Here is an 18736-nt window from a genome sequence, read left to right on the forward strand (position 1 = left end):
TAAATAAAGAAGACGGACACTTTGCTGGAGTACAGCAGGGTGTCCGTCTTTTGTTTTTAGTTCTGGGAATTATACAATTTGAAAAATTTCGGAGAACTCAAAACTTGCATTATCCGCAGCCGCGGATTCCTGCGGAATGAGAGGTACAGCAAAAGCCGCGCCCCCATAGGAGGCGCGGCCTATTCCATTCAGCAGCAGCGGCAAATTATTGAACGCTGCTGAAGGATACTGAGGAACCGGCAGTGCCGGTTACAGGCTGGGCTGTCGCCGTATAGCCTTCCGGCAAGTAGGTGACTACGGAAGCTGCTGAGATCACCTGTGCGTAACTTTTGCCAGGGTCCGGCTGGGTTACGCTGTAATAGATGACGGCAGTCTTGTTCTTGCCAAATTCGATCCGGTCGATGCTTAGGCCATAGCCCGGATGCGGCAGGTTGCTGACGGTCACTGTAACTTTGTTTACTCCGTCAGCGGCTTTTTCCAGCTTCACTGCCGTTTCATAATTATAAGAAGGAGCTGCTGTTCCGCCATCCGGCTCAATGACTTCCTTGGCGAATTTAACTGCTTCGAAGAGCCATTCCGCTGCTTCCCCGCGGGTAACGGCTTCTGATGGGCGGAACGTGTTGTTCTTCTCCAGGGTAACGATATGTGTGTTAACCAGAATCTGCAGGCTGTTCATTTCCGCCGTGGACAGCTTGCTGCCGTCGGAAATATTGGCAAACATCATCGTTACCGGGAAGTTGCCCTTACTCTGCAACGCTTGAGTCAGCAAATGGGTGAACTGGGCGCGTGTCATCGTGCTGTTCGGATCAACGGTTTTGTCCAGGGACAGGCCGTTCTGCTTGGCGGCTACGAATGCGGAAGCATACCAGGCTTTGTCCTTAACTTTGTCAAAGTAATCACTAGCTTTACCAGCGGTTTGCGGGGACAGCTGCAGTCCGCTGACGATAAACTGAATGCCTTGGGCGAAGGTTACTTTTGATTTCGGTGCGAACTTGTCGCTGGTTACTCCGTTGATAATCCCGTCCTTATGCAAAGTGTTGATTTTGGATTCGGCGGAATGGCCGTTCAAATCGGAAAATGCAAATGCCGATGTTCCCAAAGACAAGCTTGCTGCCAGAATGCTGCACGCTATGGTTAGTTTTTTAGCGTTCATCTGGAATGAATGATTTTTCTTCATTGTGCCTCACCTCTTATTCTCTTAGATGGCAGAATGCCGCAAAATGTTGCAGAGTAGCTCAAATTAAATGTAATTTAAGACATGAAAGGACTCGTCCGAGGGAAGAAACAGCACGAGATTGGCTACCTGCTCCGGCTTGCCGGGAGCCTGCTCCAGCGGATGACTGCCGTCCGGAAACTCCACGGGGATTTTTACTTCCTCAATGGCATCGCTTTTGTACGTATTATCTCCAATACTGGTATCAATTGATACGGGGCAGACGGCATTTACGCGGATGGCGTATTGCGCCAGCTCCGCGCAGCCATTTTCATAAAAGCGACCTGGCCTGCCTTAATAAATTCCTCCTAAAAGTTGCTCTGTCAGTAACTACATACCCTTCTCATTGGGGATGAACCAGTCTGGAAGCGGGGATGCCGGAAGGTGCAGCGAAGCTTCTGTTCCCTTCACCAGCGCTGTTAGCAACTCATACCGCCTTGTCTCTTGCAATTGAACAAAAGAGCCATTTCGCAGTACACTTAAGGATGATAGCGCTATATTTACTACTTTCAGACCATGACAGGAGAACATAGATGATTCAGCAGCAGGGAATGGAGCGGATTAACGTCGGGATCTTTGCCCATGTCGATGCGGGAAAGACGACCACGACGGAGCATATTTTATATGAAAGCGGGCGGATTCGTGCGCTCGGCAGTGTGGATAGCGGAACGGCTATGACAGATTCGATGGAGGTCGAGCGGCAACGGGGAATATCGGTGCGGGCGGCGCTGGCTTCATTTGTCTGGAAAGGGGTGCAGGTTAATCTGGTGGATACACCGGGCCATGTTGATTTTCTGTCCGAGGTGGAGCGGAGTCTGCGCGTGATGGACTGCGCGGTGCTGATCCTCTCGGCGGTGGAAGGAGTGCAGGCTCAGAGCGAGATGATCTGGAATGCGCTGCGCAAGCTGGGGATTCCGACCTTGATTTTTGTGAACAAAATGGACCGCGTCGGCGCTGATCCGGGGGCTGTGCTGGCCCAGGCGCGTACCTACCTGTCCGGCGATATTATTCCGGTCCAGCAGCCAGCCGGCAAAGAGCAGGAATACACGGGTGCCTCAGATTTATGGCAGGCAGGTGCAGATGCGGCGGCACGGACGGAGCTGCTGGAGGCGCTGGCCGAAAGAGATGAGCGGTTGCTGGAGCTCTACATGTCAGGTGGTTCCCCCGATCTTGCGGTATGGAAAAAACATCTGCAGGCGGAAGCGGCTTCGGGGCGGATGTTCCCGCTTGTCTACGGCGTCGCGGCCAAAGGTCTTGGCATTACGGAGCTGCTGGACGCGATGACCGAGTATTTTCCCCGGGCTGGAGGGGATGCGGAGCTGCCGGTATCCGGCATCGTATACAACATTCAGCGCGATAAAAGCATGGGCCGCATGGCCTTTGTCAGGCTGTACGATGGAACGATACGCAACCGTGATACGGTAAAGAACTACTCACAGAATGTAGAGTCCAAAGTGACGCAGATCCGCAAGGTGGAGGGTGGACGGACGGAGGATGTCGGGGCGCTCGAGGCCGGAGATATCGCCGTAGTATACGGGCTCTCCGGCGTGCGGATCGGCGATGTGCTGGGCCGGCCGGATGCCATTCCGCAGGAAGCGAAGCTGGCTGTGCCGCTGCTGACTGTTCGTGTCTTCTGGGGAGCGGAATTCGATGACCACAAGGTGATCGGCGCGCTCCAGGAGCTGGCGGACGAAGATCCGCTGCTGGATGCCCAGTGGCTGCAGGAGGAGCGGGAGCTGCATATCAAGGTCATGGGCCCGATCCAGCTGGAGGTACTGGACAGCGTAATGGAGAGCCGTTACGGCCTGAAGGTAACCTTCGGCCAGCCGTCAGTGATTTACAAAGAGACGCCAAGCCGCGCGGGTGAAGGCTTCATCGCCTATACGATGCCGAAGCCGTGCTGGGCGATTCTGCGCTTCCTCATTGAGCCGGGACCACCGGGCAGCGGTCTGGTGTATGAATCACTGGTGCGCAGCTCGGATCTGCTGCCGCAGTACCAGAACGAGACGGCCCGCCGGGTGCCGGAGGCGCTGCAGCAAGGCCTCTACGGCTGGGAGGTGACCGACCTGAAGGTGACGTTGGTGGAGGGGAACCATCATGTGTGGCATACCCATCCGCTGGATTTTGCCGTAGCTACGCCGATGGGCATTATGGACGGGCTGAACCGGATCGGCACCAGGCTGATGGAGCCGATTCTCCAGGTGCGCATTGTTGTGCCGGAGGAGAACGGCGGCCGTGTAATGAACGACCTCGTGCAGATGCGCGGCACCTTCGAGCCGCCGCTGCTGCAAGGCGGGCGGATGATCATCGAGGGCCGGCTGCCGCTGGCGACATCGCTCGATTACCCGGTGACCCTGAGCTCCTACACGAAGGGGCGCAGCACGTTCACGTCTTTTTTTGCCGGCTACGAGGAATGCCCGCCTGACGTCACCGCCGAGCGTACCCGCCGGGGTGTGAATCCGCTCGACCAAGCCAAGTATATCCTCAGCGTACGTAAGGCGCTGCAAGGGTGAAGCGGATGAGGCTGGTGGAGAGGCTTGGTTGGAGTGAAGCTGGATGAAGGAGAGCGGGGTGGAGGATTATGCCGGCCGTATGCGAGTGAGTACGTCTCCCGGCGGGCAAAGTGCTGGATGGGCTAAAGCTAGAGGTTTGAAAGGCTGGGGCCTCCTCTCCTTGATCCGGGACCTTGTTTACCGGTACAGCACCAGCTCAAACGCAGTCCGGCCCGGGCGGTTGTCCAGGTTCAACTCGCCGCCCTGCCGCACCATCATCTGCTTGGCAATCGACAGTCCCAGCCCGCTGCCCCCGTCCCGTTTTCTGGAGGCATCGCCCCGTACAAAAGGGTCAAAAATCACAGCCTTCAGTTCATCGGAAATGCCTACGCCATTGTCTATTACAGCTAGCTGCACGGCATCCTCCGACTGCTCAAGCCGGAGCGTAACCTCTGTGCCGGGGGGATTGTAGCGCAGCGCATTCGATAAAAGATTGGCGATGGCCCGCCGCATCAGATTGGTATCGTAAGAGACCAGCACTTCACGGGACGGGATTTCAACATGCAGCATAAACTGCTTGTCCTCGAACTGCTGATAATAATCCGCCGCGGCTTCCCTCAGCAGCTCGGCGATATCGCCGGGCTTGACGGATACAGGAAAGTCGGGGCTGTCCAGCTTCGATAAATGGAAAATATCGTCGATGAGCGAGGTGACAAGCTGGGATTTGTTATAGATAAGCTGCAAATACTGCTCTTTTTTCTCCTCATTGTCCGCCATTCCCAGCTGCAGTGCTTTGGCGTAACCCTGAATAGTAGTAATAGGGGTCTTAAGGTCATGCGACAGATCGACAAGCATCCGCTGCTTGCTCAGCTGCAGCCTGCGGTTTTCGGCTTCTGTCCGCTGCAGCGACTCGGCCAGGTCATTGAAGTACATCTGTACCTGGGCGAATTCATCGCTATCGCCAGTTTGAATATCCAGCCGCTTATGAAATTTACGCAGCCGCATCTCCCGGATGGCTCCGGCAATCTGCTCCAGAGGTCTGGTGATCCGCCGGGCTGTCCAAACACTGTAGATTAAGACGTTTAGGCCAAATAATACAAGCAGGAGCAGCAGCCACTGCACGGAGACCGTAATGGTTTCCTGCTCCACATCAATAGCCATAATCAGAAAGGTTATGCCGACTACAGCCAGTGTACATGCGAATAAGATATAGGATTTGACCAGCCTGGACAAAAGCGTGTTTTTCTTCACCGGAATTCATCCTTCCTGGCGAACTTGTAGCCCAGTCCGCGGATGGTCCGGATATACACCGGCTGTCTGGCGTTGTCCTCAATCTTCTCTCTCAGCCGGGAGATATGTACCATAATGGTGTTGGCATCTTCATAATAAGGATCGGACCAGGCCTGTTCGAACAGCTGTTTTTTGGTCCATACCCGGCCCGGAGAGTCCATGAAGGTGGTGAGCAGCTTGTATTCGATCGCCGTCAGCGGTATGTCTTGGCCCTCTTTGTACAGGACACAATCCAGGTGATCCAGCTCTAACTGTCCGATGATTGTGCGTTCCTGCAGAGCCGGTGGCTCAGGGTTCTGCTGGCCGGTGGGTTCGTTAAATTCATAGGTCCGTCTCAGCATCGCCTGAATGCGGGCCATAACCTCCAGCGGATTGAAGGGCTTCGCAATGAAATCATCTGCACCCAGCTGCAGCCCCAGAATTTTATCACTATCCTCATTTTTGGCGGAAATAATAATAACGGGGATTTTGTAATCCGTCCGGAGCAGCTTCAGCAGCTGAATACCGTCAAGCTCAGGCATCATAATATCAATTACAGCCAGATCAACCCGCTGCTCCCGTATAAAACTCCATGCCTCGATGCCATTCAGTGCCTCCAGCACCTTCAGGTTCTCCCGCTCCAGAAACAGCCTCAGTAATTCCAGAATATCCGGGTCATCATCCGCCAGCAAAACAGTTCTGCTCATCTGCTGCTCCGCTCCTCTCAAGTTGTCCTATTTTCATCAGTCTATCATTTTTTGATCCGTATTTTATGATCTTAAGATGAATTTAAGATTGAGGGAAGATTCAGGACAGAAACGGACGGTATGCTGAAAGCAGAACGAACCATTATAGTGCTGGAGGTTGCAAGAATGAAAAACAGATTACAGCGATTGCTCGCAGTGCCGCTTGTCTTCTTGGGGATGAACGTCTTCATGGGCCATGAAGCAGAAGCGGCTGCCACACCTGCCGTGCCTACCGCTTTATCGGCGAGCCAGCTTGAACAGAGTATAGACCCTATTATGCAAGAGGAGCTTGAGAAGCGGCATGTTCCCGGATCGGCCGTAGTCGTGACTCAGGGGGACCGGATTATTTTCAGCAAAGGTTATGGTTATGCCGATGTTGAACAGAGCATTCCTGTAGATCCTGCAAAAACGATCATGCGGTTAGGTTCGATTACCAAAACGGTAACTGCAGTCTCTGCTATGCAATTGGTAGAGCAAGGGAAGCTGACGCTGCATGATGACCTTAATTCTTTTTTGCACGCGTATCAATTGCCTTCCTTCGGAAAGCAGCCCATTACGCTGCATCACCTGCTGACCCATACTGCCGGGCTGGACGAGTCCATCTACAATATCCAGGGGCACTCCCGGGAGGACTCTCTTTCAGCAGAGCAATATCTGCGGCAATATTTCCGTCAGCAGCCTCCCGTGCGGGAGCCGGGACAGGAATACGAATACAGTAACGCGGGACTGGGATTGGTTGGCAACTTAATAGAGCAGACTGCTGGTACTGATCTAGGGTCCTATATGTTCCAGAAGGTGTTTACTCCGCTGAAGATGCCCAGCGCAAGCCTGACAGTTCCCGAGAGCAGCCCGGATATGGCAAAATCCTATGTGTATTCCAATAAAAAGTACAATGCTGTGTCTTCGACTTACCCCCACATCCCTGGGGCCGGAGCCCTGAGTGTGATTCCCGATGAATTTGCCCATTTTATGATTGCTTTACTTAACCAAGGGGTTTATCAAGGGACGGCATTGTTGAAGCCTGACAGCGTTGAAATGATGCAGCAGTCTCAATTTGCTGAGCACCCGAAGGTTGACGGTGTAGGATATGGCCTGTATCGGGGGCACCTTGCAGATGGTAGCACTGTGCTGACGCATACCGGAGAGATCGAAGGATTCGCCGCCAAAATGGAGCTTATCCCTTCGCAGAAGCTTGGCATTCTAATTGTCAGCAATGGTGAAGAGGGTGGGATAACTTACGACAAGGTCACGGATGCGGTTGCCGGGCTGTTAACCAAAAAGAGGGAAGCTGTGACGCCATTGCCGGTTTCCTTGGAGGATTTGCAGCAATACGAGCGGACCTATACCTTTGCCAAGGTTCCGCAGCATGGCTGGGGCAAATGGCTGTATTTCCTGGGCGGCAGAAATTACAAGGTTACAGCAGCCGAAGGAGAACTGGTTGTGAGCGGAGTATTCCCGGATGGGAGCGGAGAAACGGCGGAGAAGAGCTTCGTGCCGATTGCTGATGGATTGTTTCAGGAACAGGGGGGGAGGATGCAGCTGTTGATCGACAAGCAGCACAATTGGAAAATGACCATCATCCAGGAGACGACCTTCTCACCGGAGCCGGGCTTCTGGAAGCGTCCTTCCACCTTGCTCATCGTGTACATTGTCTCTGGACTACTGTTCCTTGCGCTGCTGGCAGTCACGCTGATCCGTTATGTCGTGCGTTTATTTCGTAAGCCGCGCAGAACTGTATCGCTGCATATTGCTGCAATCTCGCTGCTTATGTCCGTCTTTCTGCTGCTTCAGCTGACTTACAGCAATGGGGCCATTACCTTCGGCTACCCGGCGTGGTATGCGTGGGTTGTCTCTTCACTGCCTCTGGTGGCTGTCCTGATTGCTCTTCATTTGCTCTGGGAGAATGCCGGTCAGGCTGTTAAAGGAAAAGTCGTTTCCCTGACGCGCTGCTTCGTTGCGATTGCCTGCATCGGCTATACAGGATTTATGTACTATTGGAATATGTTATCGATCCATTTCTCGTAGCCCGGGAAAGCTCATTTTTCCAATGGGGATTTATTTAGGCAGTCTGTTCATGCCCGGAGCCCTAGTGTATGATTAAGCTATGAACTTAACGTTTGCTATAAGCGATGGGAGAGAGCTGACATGAAGAACATACAGGACGGAGTCTTTCCCGCAGTATGCCCGCTCGATTGTCCGGATACCTGCGGGCTGCTGCTGCACAAAAAGGACGGAAAGCTCGTCAAGATAGAGGGCAACCCGGAGCATCCGGTGACCAAAGGGGCGATTTGCAACAAGGTACGGCATGCAGGCGAATGGACGCAGCATCCGGACCGGCTGACCCAGCCGCTGAAGCGGGTTGGCCCTAAAGGGGAAGGTGATTTTGTGCCGATAAGTTGGGATGAGGCCATTGCCGAAATTGGCCGGAAGCTTCGCTCGGTGAGCGAAGAGTTCGGCTCCGAGAGCATCCTCCCTTATAACTTTTACGGCAATATGGGCTTCCTCAGTGTGGAGGGGATGAACCGCCGTTTCTTTAATGCGCTTGGCGCGAGCCGGTTGGAGCTGACCATATGTGCATCTGCCGGAAATGAAGGCTGGAAGCATACGATGGGCTTCAAGGGCGGTTTAAATCCGGAGGATACGGTGAACGCCGACCTGATTATTATCTGGGGGGCTAACATCGTTAGTACGAATATGCACCAGGTGGTGCTGGCGGAACAAGCGCGCAAGCGTGGGGCGAAGGTCATTGTTATTGATGTTCACCGCAACCGCACAGCCCAGTGGGGCGACTGGTTTATCCAGCTCCATCCGGGAACGGACAGTGCGCTGGCGCTGGGAATTATGCACATCCTGTTCCGCGACAAGCTGGTGGATGAAGATTTCCTGACCCGTTATACGGTGGGGCATGAGGAGCTGCGCCAGCAGGCGGAGCTGTATCCTCCGCAGACCGTCTCGGATATTACCGGCGTCCCTGTGGATGACCTGGAGCAGCTTGCACGGATGTATGGCGAAGCCAATGTGTCTTACATCCGGATCGGCAACGGCCTGCAGCATCATGACAACGGCGGGATGAACGTGCGCAGCATCAGCTGCCTGCCCGCCCTGACCGGCCAATGGCTGAAAAAAGGCGGCGGTGCGCTGAAGTTCAACGGCGCCTATAACGCGCTTAATGCCCGGGCACTGGAACGGCCGAAGCTACGGCCTAATCCGCGGGCGCGGAGCATCAACATGAACCGGCTGGCCCAGGCGCTGGAGATGACCGAGCAGCCGGTGAAGGCGTTGTTTGTGTTCTGCAGCAACCCTGTGGTAGTGGCGCCGGAAGCGGACCGGGTGCGCGCCGGCATGCAGCGGGAGGATCTGTTCACCGTGGTGCATGAGCTGTTTATGACCGACACCGCGAAGTATGCCGATATCGTGCTGCCGTCAACAGCTTCGTTCGAGAATACCGATCTGTATGCCTCTTACTGGCATCACTATATGCAGCTCCAGGAGCCGGTTCTTGAGGCACCGGGAGAGTGCAAAAGCAACTTTGAGCTGTTTTCGCTGCTGGGCCGGGCGATGGGGTTTGACGAGGAGGCCTTCAGTCAGAGCGAGGACGAAATGATCCGCGAAGCGCTGGATAATCCGGCTAATCCGTACCTGAACGGTGTCACACTGGAGCGGCTGCAGGCCGAGCGCCATGTGAAGCTGGATCTGACGGCGCGGGAGAACTTCCTGGATAAGCTGCCCACGCCATCAGGCAAAATCGAGCTGTATTCTTCCACACTTAAGGCGGAGGGCCTCTCGCCCCTGCCTGTTTACGAACCGCTGAAGGAAGGATATGACGGTGTACGCCGTCCCCGTGCAGACGATCCGTACCCGCTGAACTTCATCTCACCGCCGAACCACAATTTCCTGAACGGCACCTTTGCCAATGTGGAGAAACATCAGCGGATGGAGAAAGGACCGATGCTCCAGATCCACCCGCTGGATGCCGAAGCCCGCTCCATCTGTGACGGCGACAGAGTGAAGGTCTATAACGGCCGGGGCGAAATCATGCTGAAGGCCGTTGTGACCGACAAAATGCTGCCCGGCACCGCGATCAGCCAAGGCCTCTGGTGGGAAGGGGAGGACGGCCCGCAGCGGGTCAATGTTCTGACAGCGGACCGGCTCAGCGACATGGGCCGCGGTGCCACCTTTTTCTCGACCACGATTCAGGTTGAGAAGCTGAAGATGGAGGAGCAACCGGAGACGGTAATTCAAGAGTCGTAATACTGCAAATAAATGAGCCGCCCTTGCAAGTGAAGGGCGGCTGTTTTGATTATTGACGCAATAGCTGATGTTTTTTGAGTATAGGAAAATCTGCGTTGCTGAGTTGAGAAACCAATGTTAAAATTCCCATAAATAAACAAAGTTCAGGGTGAATAAATATGATTGAACGGGAGGTTGAAGTGGAAAACAGGCAGAGCCGAAATGAACCTGAAGGGGATAGCTGAACATGATGATAGTTGGAACGATACTCGCGATTTTGGCTGCTGTGGTATTAACCATTTTTTTGGGCCCATACGGGATACTGGTATTGTTTGCAGTAGGGTTTGGTTTATTGCTGAGCATACACGTCAGAACGAAAGAAATTCATGACGACATGCAGAAAATCAAGGAGAAGCTTGGCCTTACAGCCGGCGATGAGTATGTCAGCGATCAGGAGATTGAGGCGGAGCTGGAGCAGGACAGAGTGAAGGAAGAGCATTAGGACGAGGAAACGGATAAGGATAAGGTTAGGATAAGGTAAGGACACAGATAAAGATTAGACAAAAAACTGATGAAAACTGAGTGCTTTTATATGAATTATTAGGAGGAGTGTATTTCCCCATGCAGGATTGATATTAAGTACTGTGGTATCTTGAAAAAGAAAATAACACGCTATAAAACTAGGTATCGGCTGAAAGTCGATTAAGACTAATGCCATCATGTAATCCTTGTTTGTACATTAATACTTCTGCAATCCCTTGAAGGAGGGTGGTGGCTGTATCATAATTTTGAAGAGTATCTTTACAATCATCAGGCAACTTGGTTAGTAAATCTAAAAAAATCCGGTTGCAATCACCAATTAGGTGCTTATATTCATCGGACTGAGACAAAATTGACTTATCGATGTAGTCCATACGTATGGATAGAAATTGATTAAAAGCGTGCTCTATATCAGCCATGATTGTTCCTCCGACAAAAAAATGAAATGGAATGTATATATTTAATTATATAGTGACATCACTTAGGTGTCAATGTGAATGTATGAGTGCGAATTTCACAATGATACAATAATGACATCACTTTTAGGGAGTAATAAATATATGGCTACGGATAAAAGAGTGTTTACTTTACGGTTAAAGGATGAAAATTTCAGTAAAATCAAATATATCGCAGACCGAAACAAGCGGTCCATTGCTATGCAGATAGAGTATCTAATCGAACAACAAATAGAACAGTTCGAAAAAGAAAAAGGAATTATAGAAATTGAAGAATGAAGCGTCAGTTTTTTTGTATGTCTTCGTTTTGTACCCTCGTACAATCCATTTCCTGTCTTAGCATGGTCCTCTTCTTAAATCAATTCTTCTCTGATTTATAAAATAAGTTATTTTAAGTTTTTGAAAAGGTGTTCCCTAGTCTGAAAAGTGCGAACCTGAAGCGCACATGGAATCTCTGGGAGAATCGCACCCTTGATGACAGAAGGTAATTCGTAAATTTTGCAGAATATACTTGTGATGAAGTATCTATATTTTGAGTGGTTCGCACTTTTAGCTGTTTGAACCCTTACGTAGTAAGGGTTTTCGGGTGAACTGTCGCTCCCCGTGCGGGAGCGTGGATTGAAATCTTGGCGTGGAGGAAGATGGCTGGCTCTATCGCAGGTCGCTCCCAGTGTGGGGAGTATGGAGGAAAACTCTCTTTCTATAAAACTGAAGGGTTAAATCTCCTCGTCACTCCCCTTGCGGGAAGCGTAAATCGAAATCCAAATACTCCAACACCGTTTGCCCAAATAGCGCGTAGCCCCCTATACGCATGGTCACTTCAGCAAACTTTTTAGGCTAGATTTAACTTGTTTATGTGTGCCTTTTCAGGCGGCTACTTTCTTTATTCTCTATCATGGGATTACTGGCTTAAGTATGATTGAAGTGGATTCGATCTGGTGACCATCCTCCTATCATTTAACATGATCCCCGGCATCCCCGGCGTCTTCTGCTTTTTTTCGTGCCCGGAAGCGGCGCACCTTCATCAGATTGCCGCAGAGCTTGTCGTCGCAGTAGCGCTTGGAGCGGTTGCGGGTATCGTCGTAGTAGACCCAGAGGCAGTCAGGATTGTTGCAGATGCGGAAACGGGAGGTTTCCTTCTCCAGCAGGGCAGCAGCAAAAGAAGCGGCAATCTCGGCCATAACCTGTTCCCAGTCGTTGCGTTGCGGCAGAAGAGAGAGCTCGGCCCGGCCGTCCGGCTTCCAGACTACTTGTCTAATCGCTGGCCCTTTGCCCATATACATATTCAGTTGCTCCAGCAGCTTGGGATCTGCGCTATTGCCTTGCACGAGCTTCTGCACTTCGCCCCACAACAGGCCGCGCAGCTGCTTCAATTGCTCCAGTTCATCAGGCTCCGGCGGCGATGTTACCTGCAATGATTGCTGCTCCAGCCACTTCTCCAGCCATTCCTGATCCTCCAGCCTGTCCCGGTCCTTGCTGCGGTCGCCTGTCCGCCAATCCCGCCAATAGCTGTTAATGAAATCCTCCCACAGCACGGTTCATCCATCCTTCCGCAGCCTTCTCTTTCCTTTGATTGTAACAGTTAAAAATCGTGTTTGCTAGTTACTTGAATCCTCCGCTTGAATATGCTACATTTCTTGTGTAACGGTTATCGGAGCTTTTAGTGGTTACATTGCTCACAATACTTTGAGGAGGTAAAACATGCAGAATAAGATTAGCGATGTTTTGCTGCAAAACTGGGATTATGCCATGGATGTCGAGGATTGGGCGCCGCCGCTAAGTGATGCGCTGCAGGGTGTGGACAGCATTCAGGCCAGCTGGAAGCCGGGGGAAGCGGGCAACTCCATCTGGGAGACGGTCAACCATTTGACCTATTACAAGGAGCGTTTGCTGAATAAGCTCAAAGGTCTGCCGCAGCTGCCGGATGCAGAGAGCAACGACGCCACGTTTACCGTAACAGCAAGCGGGGAAGAAGCGTGGGAACAGGCGGTTGCCAAGCTGAAGACCATCCATGCTTCACTGCGGGAAGTGATTGAGGCGCTGGAGGAAGGCATCTACGATTGGGGCGGCTCGGGCCATGCTCCGGGGGAAGAAGTGATGAGCCTGATTCTGCATGATTCCTACCACACCGGACAGATTGTGCTGGTCCGCAAGCTGCAAGGCTCCTGGCCTTCCCACCGCAGTTTTAACTGATTAATTAATGTCTAAAAATGAAGCCGCATCTCCGCTGACCGGGTATATCCTGGCTTTGTGGGGATGCGGCTATTTGTTTCAAGCAGGAAAAGCCGGGGTTAATGGGCGCTATACACAAGAAATCGGATTCCAGCGTTGTCGCATCCACCTTTATTAAATACGCGGCGTATATTATTATCATATTCGGAATCCTGTTCTTCCTGGTGAGGTACGTTTTCCCGATGTTCTAAAATCATAGACGACGAGGCAGCGAGTTTGCAGCAAATGTACGCGCCTGAGGATCTTCACAAACCAAAAGCCACGGCTACCCTGACGGTAATCGTGGCTTTTGATCTTCACACACACCTGAATTGCAATATAACTCTATACTTCTCTAGGTACAGAATCACGGGATTCGGCGGAATTGCGGTAAAAAAACCAGCATTCGTTCAGCAGCTTGATCTGACGGCGGTCCTTTTTGAAATAAGCCTTCATGAGCTGATGGCAGAGCCACTGTGGCAAGTGTACCCCTCCTCTGGCATGCTTCCTATGTACAGCATATGGGAAGGAGTGCCCAAAGGTGCGGCGAAGGCTACAATTTAATGAATACCTTCTTCTTCCTCTTCGTACCACTGTTCCAACTGTGCCTGCAGCGCACGGATTTCCGTCAGCAGCGAGATCAGCGGATAATTATTCTCCTGAATGGAGGAAAAAGCGCTCTCCAGCCGGTTGATGTACGCAAGCCCCGACTCCAGCGTATACCCCTCGCGCAGCAGATCCAGCGAATCACATTCCGCGATGGCCAGGGGCAGATTCGGCACATTGTCCGCCGTCAGCTTGTCGATCTCTTTATTGAGGCGGAGATTAAGCGCGCTCAGCTGGTACGCATATTCCTCCGGCATTTCCACAAACTGCAATTCCTGTTTCTGCTGCAAAATTACATACCGCATTTTCGGCATACGTCATTCTCCCTCCGGACTTGTCTTCCTTCTTGACAGTTTAGCCTATGGGCAAGTTACAATTCAAGTAGAGATCTTATTTCCTGTGGAGAGGACCTGTGAGAAACGCTATGACGACTATGAGTAACGAAGAGCTGCAGCTGTGGATCGAGCAGGTGTCGCTGGGCAGCTTTGGCGTGCCATTCCGGCACAAAGCAAGCTTTAACAACAGACTTACGACAACAGGCGGACGATATTTTACCAAAAGCCATAATATAGAGATTAACCCGCAACAGCTGGCGATGTATGGGCGCGAAGAGACGGAGAAGATCATCAAGCACGAGCTCTGCCACTACCATCTGCATCTGGCGAAGCGGGGATATATGCACCGGGATGCCGATTTCAAAAGCCTGCTGGCCCAGGTCGGCGGAAGCCGTTACTGCGGAGCGCTGCCGGGGGCCAAGGCCCGTAAGCCGCAGCCTTACCGTTATAAGCTCGTGTGCACCGATTGTGCCATGGAATATCCGCGCAAGCGCAAGGCTGACCCGAAGCGCTACCGCTGCGGCAAATGTGCCGGCAAGCTGAAGCTGGTAGCACTAGAAGCAGGTAATGGCCAGTCTACTTAATGACGAGGCCCAGCAGCCCGGCAAAAGAAGCCGCCTGATCTGCGGAAATAATACAGCCCGGCAGGTCTTCAATATCCACATTCAGGCCGCTGAATTCGCAGTCGCTTAAGTCGATATCTCTTAATTTGGAGCCTGCCATTACCGCCTGATCGATTTTGCAGACTGAGAAGGACATTTTATTAAAGCTGGATTGATAGAAGTCGGCGCTGTTGAGTGAACTGTTCTCGAAGGCCGTTTGTTTGAAGTTTCCGAACCGGAAGCTGGCGAAGTCCCCTATGCAGTCCGTCACACGGACATTCTGGAATCTTGCTCTTGTAAAGTCAGTTCCGATCATTTTACACAGCTTGAACTCAGTCCGGTGAATGAAGGCTTCGCTAAAATCGACGTTGGACAGATCGCAGTTTTCAAAGATCACATCCGTCAGCTCGACAGCACGGAGTGTGGACTCGGTAATCGTGACATTTTTGAACAGCACTTTATCGAAGGATACCTTGGACGCTTCCTGGTATTCAATGAAGGTATCGCTGATGGCGCAGAGGCTGAACTCCTCCTTGGACTCCAGGGAGAACACTTGCTGCACTGGCAGAGAGAGCGGGTCGGCGATTTTGGGCGGATCAATTTTATGATTCATGCTGGCCTCCAATAATGATAATGAGTGGTTCCGTCGCCGAAGCAGCGGGTGGATGAGTTAACTATCCTGCGCGGCAGGTGTTTTGTCAATGTTCCGGTAGTCTGCTGGAGGCTAGCTCAGAACAGGGATAACAGCCTAGTTATAACGGGAACCCAAAGCCTTTCTATTGCAAAAAATCAGGGGCACTGGCCAAATTCTATTGCACAGAATACAGCAGAACGCCGATTAGACGGCGAGAGGCAAATCTATTGTATAGAATACAGCAGATTGAGGTAGAGACCTTTCACAGAGTCACTCAATTGATGTTCAGCGGAGGGCGGCTGGTATTTCTCGAAAAATATGCAGCAAAAAACAGCTGTTTGGCGTTATTGCCGATCAGCTGTTTTTGCTATTCACCTATTCTGCTGTCCATCTGGTGATGACTGCGGTTTATTTGAGCTGTTTCATGCCCAGATTAATCCGATAATTGCCATACTCCAGCAGTTCGTCGAGAAAACCATTCAGCTCCGCCTGATCCCCGGTGCGCACGCGCATCCAGTAGCAGCCTTCCCCGCTGACCCGGTGCAGTTCCACTACGCTGCTGTGGTTTTGGGCGAACTTTTGAAAGGGTGGATGGGCGGCGCTGGAGCTTAAGAACACGGTGATAAAGGCGTGGATGCTTTGTCCGATTTTGAGCGGATTCCAGCGGACGGTATAACCTTCGATAATCTCCAGTTCCCGCATTCTGCGGATTCGTGCGCCTACCGCCTGCCCCGTCATATGAACATATTCTCCGATGTCCTTGTGGCTGAGCGTAGAGTCTTCTATAAGATATTGAAGGATGCGGTAATCCGTATCGTCGATGAGGTAGGGGGTCATAAGTTAAATTCCTTTCCAGATGAAAATAGAACAGGCCAATCTCTTTCACGGCACAATGTACTCCGCACGCAGGTCCATTTATAATTAATTGTAGCAGAAGACAGCTGGAAAGAAGAGGTGTTTAGAATGAAAATTCAATTGATCCGCAATGCGGCCTTATGGCTGGAATACGGCGGTGTTACCTTCCTGATCGACCCGATGCTCAGCGAACAGGGAGCCAATCCGCCGATTGTGAATACGGAGAATGACCGCAGAAATCCGCTCGTTCCTTTGCCGGGGCCGGTTCAGCAGTGGCTTGCACCGGATGCTGTGCTGGTTACACATCTGCATCAGGATCACTGGGATGCGGCGGCGGTGTCACTTTTGCCGCATGAGATCCCGCTGTTATGCCAGGATGGGGATCAGGAGACTATCGCTGCCCAAGGGTTCGGCAATATCACCGTGGTAGAAGACAACACTGCATTAACGTTCCGTGGGGTGACCCTGACACGAACCGCAGGCCGGCATGGAACAGGAGAGATCGGAGAGTGGATGGGCAAGGTATCCGGTTTTGTCTTTCAGGCTGAAGGTGAGCCTGTACTGTATCTGGCCGGAGACACCATCTGGTGCGCGGAGGTCAAACAAGCCTTGGACGAGTATAGTCCGGAAGCGGTCATTGTCAATGCCGGAGGCGCGCAGTTCATAACGGGAGGCCATATTACAATGAATGATCAGGATGTCGTTGATTTATGCCATTATGCCCCTGAAACATCCGTCATCGCCGTCCATATGGATGCCATTAATCATTGCCTGGTTACACGTGACTTGCTTAAAGCACGCTTGCAGCAGGAGGGGCTGCTGGACCGTGTTGACCTTCCGCTGGATGGAGAATGGATTCAGGTTGATGCCTAAATCTAAGCTTCGTGTATAGTGTTGGGCCCGTCAGATACATGAGCTGATTGTAAACGATCTCAGAGTGGCTTTTGTCCGCTTGACTAGATCACGAAATCATGATAAATTAATCCTTGTTCATGTAATGTTCCCTGATAGCTCAGTTGGTAGAGCACTCGACTGTTAATCGAGTTGTCACAGGTTCGAGTCCTGTTCGGGGAGCCATTTACTTGGAGAGATACCCAAGTGGCTATAAGGGGACCCTCTGCTAAGGGGTTAGACTGCGTAAGCGGTGCGAGGGTTCGAATCCCTCTCTCTCCGTATTGATACTTTCAGACAGTAAGAGCTCCCGAGCGGGGCTCTTTTTTTGGTGCTGTATCTCATACTTTTTCAGCTGGACTACTGTTGCAACCCGTTACCTCTTTAATAAATTGAAGGATTGAAGCTGTAAAGAGACAAATGTTATATTTTTTACGGAAAAACAAAGAATTGTAACAGAAAAGGAAATATATATAAAAACAAACGACCTTTAAAATCCTCTGCTTTACTCCGTTTTTCATCGTTTTTTGCGAATAATGCATGAAACACTTCGTATAACTCACTCGTTACGTCAATAAATCTAACGTTTAATTTCGAAAATTATATTAAAACCACTCATATATTAGTGACGGAGAAATAACTGTATGTTAATATAAATGACATCTTGAGGGATTGAACAGAATGTAAGGCGTAGAAAGGAGAATTTTGATTATTATGGAGAGAAGGGGATGGCGATGGAGTACTTCATCCAGCAGTTAATTAACGGGATTTCCGTAGGCAGTATTTACGCTCTAATCGCCCTTGGTTACACCATGGTGTACGGAATTATTAAGCTGATCAATTTTGCGCATGGGGATGTGTTTATGGTCGGTTCGTTTATCGGACTGTACAGCGCAAAATACTTGGCGAACGCAGGGCTCCCTCCTGTGCTTGTGTTGATCTTGTCACTTATGATTTCGATGACCATCAGCGCACTGCTGGGCATCACGATTGAACGCTTCGCCTACAAGCCGCTGCGTAAATCGACCCGGATAGCCGCACTTATTACGGCCATTGGCGTATCGTTCCTGCTGGAATACACCGGAGTGCTTATTCTTGGGCCTCAGGCCAAAGGCTTCCCGGACATAATGGATAAGAAACAGTACCAGTTGTTCGGCACATCCATTCAAGTGGAATCCAATCAAGTCATGATTCTTCTAACAACCATAATTCTTATGATTCTCTTGCAATATATCGTACGTTACACCAAAACCGGTAAAGCGATGCGGGCGGTATCGTTCGATGTGGAGGCGGCCCGTTTGATGGGGATCAACGTAGACCGCACCATCTCGGCAACCTTTGCTATCGGTTCGGCGCTGGCCGCTGCTGCCGGAGTGATTTTCGGCATGACTTACAACTCTGTCGATCCGCTAATGGGCGTTATGCCGGGGCTTAAAGCATTTGTAGCCGCAGTGCTTGGAGGCATAGGAAGTATTCCCGGGGCGCTTGTTGGCGGATTGCTGCTGGGAACGGTAGAGACGGAGATTTCTTCGCTCGGATTTTCCTCCTGGCGTGATGGAGTAGCTTTTGCAGTACTGATCCTGATCCTTATCTTTAAACCATCCGGGCTGTTCGGCAAGAATGTCCGGGAGAAAGTGTAGGAGGGAACCGGCGTGAA

The 18736-nt window shown here is 51.4% G+C and carries 19 protein-coding genes, 2 tRNA genes and 1 pseudogene; 12 read left to right on the top strand and 10 right to left on the bottom strand.

Annotated elements, in window-relative coordinates; genetic code table 11:
* Window positions 1-205: 205 nt before the first annotated feature.
* Window positions 206-1177 (bottom strand): S-layer homology domain-containing protein, encoded by a 972-nt coding sequence (locus tag NST99_RS06110; RefSeq protein WP_341090377.1) that lies wholly within the window; start codon window positions 1175-1177, stop codon window positions 206-208.
* 63 nt (window positions 1178-1240) lie between these two features.
* Window positions 1241-1509, bottom strand: a pseudogene (locus tag NST99_RS06115) (SDR family oxidoreductase); the annotation flags it as partial.
* A 237-nt stretch (window positions 1510-1746) separates the two neighbouring features.
* Here NST99_RS06115 and NST99_RS06120 point away from each other — a divergent pair.
* Complete coding sequence (locus NST99_RS06120; protein WP_341090381.1) at window positions 1747-3726, top strand: translation factor GTPase family protein; 1980 nt, start codon at window positions 1747-1749, stop codon at window positions 3724-3726.
* A gap of 177 nt (window positions 3727-3903) precedes the next feature.
* Here NST99_RS06120 and NST99_RS06125 read toward each other — a convergent pair whose 3' ends face one another.
* Together NST99_RS06125 and NST99_RS06130 are read right to left on the bottom strand one after the other, a co-directional pair.
* Entirely contained in the window at window positions 3904-4956 is a 1053-nt protein-coding gene (locus NST99_RS06125) for a sensor histidine kinase (RefSeq protein ID WP_341090384.1), read from the bottom strand.
* A complete protein-coding gene (locus tag NST99_RS06130; protein WP_341090386.1) occupies window positions 4953-5681 on the bottom strand; it encodes a response regulator transcription factor in 729 nt (242 codons plus the stop codon). Before NST99_RS06130 ends, NST99_RS06125 begins: the two co-directional genes overlap by 4 nt.
* A 165-nt stretch (window positions 5682-5846) precedes the next feature.
* Here NST99_RS06130 and NST99_RS06135 point away from each other — a divergent pair, with 165 nt between their 5' ends.
* The 3 genes from NST99_RS06135 (at window position 5847) to NST99_RS06145 (ending at window position 10452) form a co-directional block, all read left to right on the top strand.
* Window positions 5847-7745, top strand: coding sequence for a serine hydrolase (locus NST99_RS06135; protein WP_341090388.1), 1899 nt, complete (start codon window positions 5847-5849; stop codon window positions 7743-7745).
* 120 nt (window positions 7746-7865) lie between these two features.
* On the top strand, window positions 7866-9971 hold the full coding sequence (locus tag NST99_RS06140; RefSeq protein ID WP_341090390.1) for a molybdopterin-containing oxidoreductase family protein: 2106 nt from the start codon (window positions 7866-7868) through the stop codon (window positions 9969-9971).
* A gap of 226 nt (window positions 9972-10197) precedes the next feature.
* Window positions 10198-10452, top strand: a complete 255-nt coding sequence (locus NST99_RS06145) for a hypothetical protein (RefSeq protein ID WP_341090392.1) — start codon at window positions 10198-10200, stop codon at window positions 10450-10452.
* Window positions 10453-10630: 178 nt separating this feature from the next.
* Here NST99_RS06145 and NST99_RS06150 read toward each other — a convergent pair whose 3' ends face one another.
* Window positions 10631-10909 (bottom strand): hypothetical protein, encoded by a 279-nt coding sequence (locus tag NST99_RS06150; protein ID WP_341090394.1) that lies wholly within the window; start codon window positions 10907-10909, stop codon window positions 10631-10633.
* Window positions 10910-11050: 141 nt separating this feature from the next.
* Here NST99_RS06150 and NST99_RS06155 point away from each other — a divergent pair, with 141 nt between their 5' ends.
* Complete coding sequence (locus tag NST99_RS06155) at window positions 11051-11224, top strand: hypothetical protein (RefSeq protein WP_038598778.1); 174 nt, start codon at window positions 11051-11053, stop codon at window positions 11222-11224.
* 674 nt (window positions 11225-11898) lie between these two features.
* Here NST99_RS06155 and NST99_RS06160 read toward each other — a convergent pair.
* On the bottom strand, window positions 11899-12480 hold the full coding sequence (locus NST99_RS06160) for a CGNR zinc finger domain-containing protein (protein WP_341090396.1): 582 nt from the start codon (window positions 12478-12480) through the stop codon (window positions 11899-11901).
* Window positions 12481-12646: 166 nt separating this feature from the next.
* Between NST99_RS06160 and NST99_RS06165 the strand changes: the two genes are divergently transcribed.
* Window positions 12647-13138, top strand: coding sequence for a DinB family protein (locus NST99_RS06165; protein ID WP_341090397.1), 492 nt, complete (start codon window positions 12647-12649; stop codon window positions 13136-13138).
* Window positions 13139-13145: 7 nt separating this feature from the next.
* A complete protein-coding gene (locus NST99_RS06170) occupies window positions 13146-13295 on the top strand; it encodes a hypothetical protein (RefSeq protein WP_341097833.1) in 150 nt (49 codons plus the stop codon).
* 206 nt (window positions 13296-13501) lie between these two features.
* Here NST99_RS06170 and cmpA read toward each other — a convergent pair whose 3' ends face one another.
* Both cmpA and NST99_RS06180 read right to left on the bottom strand, forming a co-directional pair.
* A complete protein-coding gene (gene cmpA, locus NST99_RS06175; RefSeq protein ID WP_144024341.1) occupies window positions 13502-13639 on the bottom strand; it encodes a cortex morphogenetic protein CmpA in 138 nt (45 codons plus the stop codon).
* A gap of 77 nt (window positions 13640-13716) precedes the next feature.
* Window positions 13717-14076: a hypothetical protein gene (locus NST99_RS06180; RefSeq protein ID WP_038586996.1), complete on the bottom strand. Its 360-nt coding sequence runs from the start codon at window positions 14074-14076 to the stop codon at window positions 13717-13719.
* 119 nt (window positions 14077-14195) lie between these two features.
* Between NST99_RS06180 and NST99_RS06185 the strand changes: the two genes are divergently transcribed.
* Window positions 14196-14681, top strand: a complete 486-nt coding sequence (locus NST99_RS06185) for a SprT family protein (RefSeq protein WP_341097575.1) — start codon at window positions 14196-14198, stop codon at window positions 14679-14681.
* Here the strand turns inward: NST99_RS06185 and NST99_RS06190 are convergent.
* The gene (locus NST99_RS06190) at window positions 14674-15312 is read right to left on the bottom strand and encodes a pentapeptide repeat-containing protein (RefSeq protein ID WP_341090400.1); all 639 of its coding nucleotides are present in this window, start codon (window positions 15310-15312) and stop codon (window positions 14674-14676) included. The genes NST99_RS06185 and NST99_RS06190 overlap by 8 nt on opposite strands.
* A gap of 429 nt (window positions 15313-15741) precedes the next feature.
* Window positions 15742-16170 (bottom strand): Lrp/AsnC family transcriptional regulator, encoded by a 429-nt coding sequence (locus tag NST99_RS06195; protein ID WP_341090402.1) that lies wholly within the window; start codon window positions 16168-16170, stop codon window positions 15742-15744.
* 126 nt (window positions 16171-16296) lie between these two features.
* Between NST99_RS06195 and NST99_RS06200 the strand changes: the two genes are divergently transcribed.
* The 4 genes from NST99_RS06200 to NST99_RS06215 all read left to right on the top strand — a co-directional run bounded on the left by NST99_RS06200 (window position 16297) and on the right by NST99_RS06215 (window position 18719).
* Entirely contained in the window at window positions 16297-17061 is a 765-nt protein-coding gene (locus tag NST99_RS06200) for an MBL fold metallo-hydrolase (protein WP_341090403.1), read from the top strand.
* Window positions 17062-17189: 128 nt separating this feature from the next.
* Window positions 17190-17265, top strand: a tRNA-Asn gene (locus tag NST99_RS06205).
* A 7-nt stretch (window positions 17266-17272) separates the two neighbouring features.
* Window positions 17273-17361 (top strand) — tRNA-Ser (locus NST99_RS06210).
* Window positions 17362-17813: 452 nt separating this feature from the next.
* Window positions 17814-18719, top strand: a complete 906-nt coding sequence (locus NST99_RS06215) for a branched-chain amino acid ABC transporter permease (protein WP_341097576.1) — start codon at window positions 17814-17816, stop codon at window positions 18717-18719.
* Window positions 18720-18736: the final 17 nt, after the last annotated feature.

It is taken from the genome of Paenibacillus sp. FSL L8-0470 (genome assembly GCF_038008625.1).
In the GTDB taxonomy this organism is placed as follows: Bacteria; Bacillota; Bacilli; order Paenibacillales; family Paenibacillaceae; genus Paenibacillus_AQ.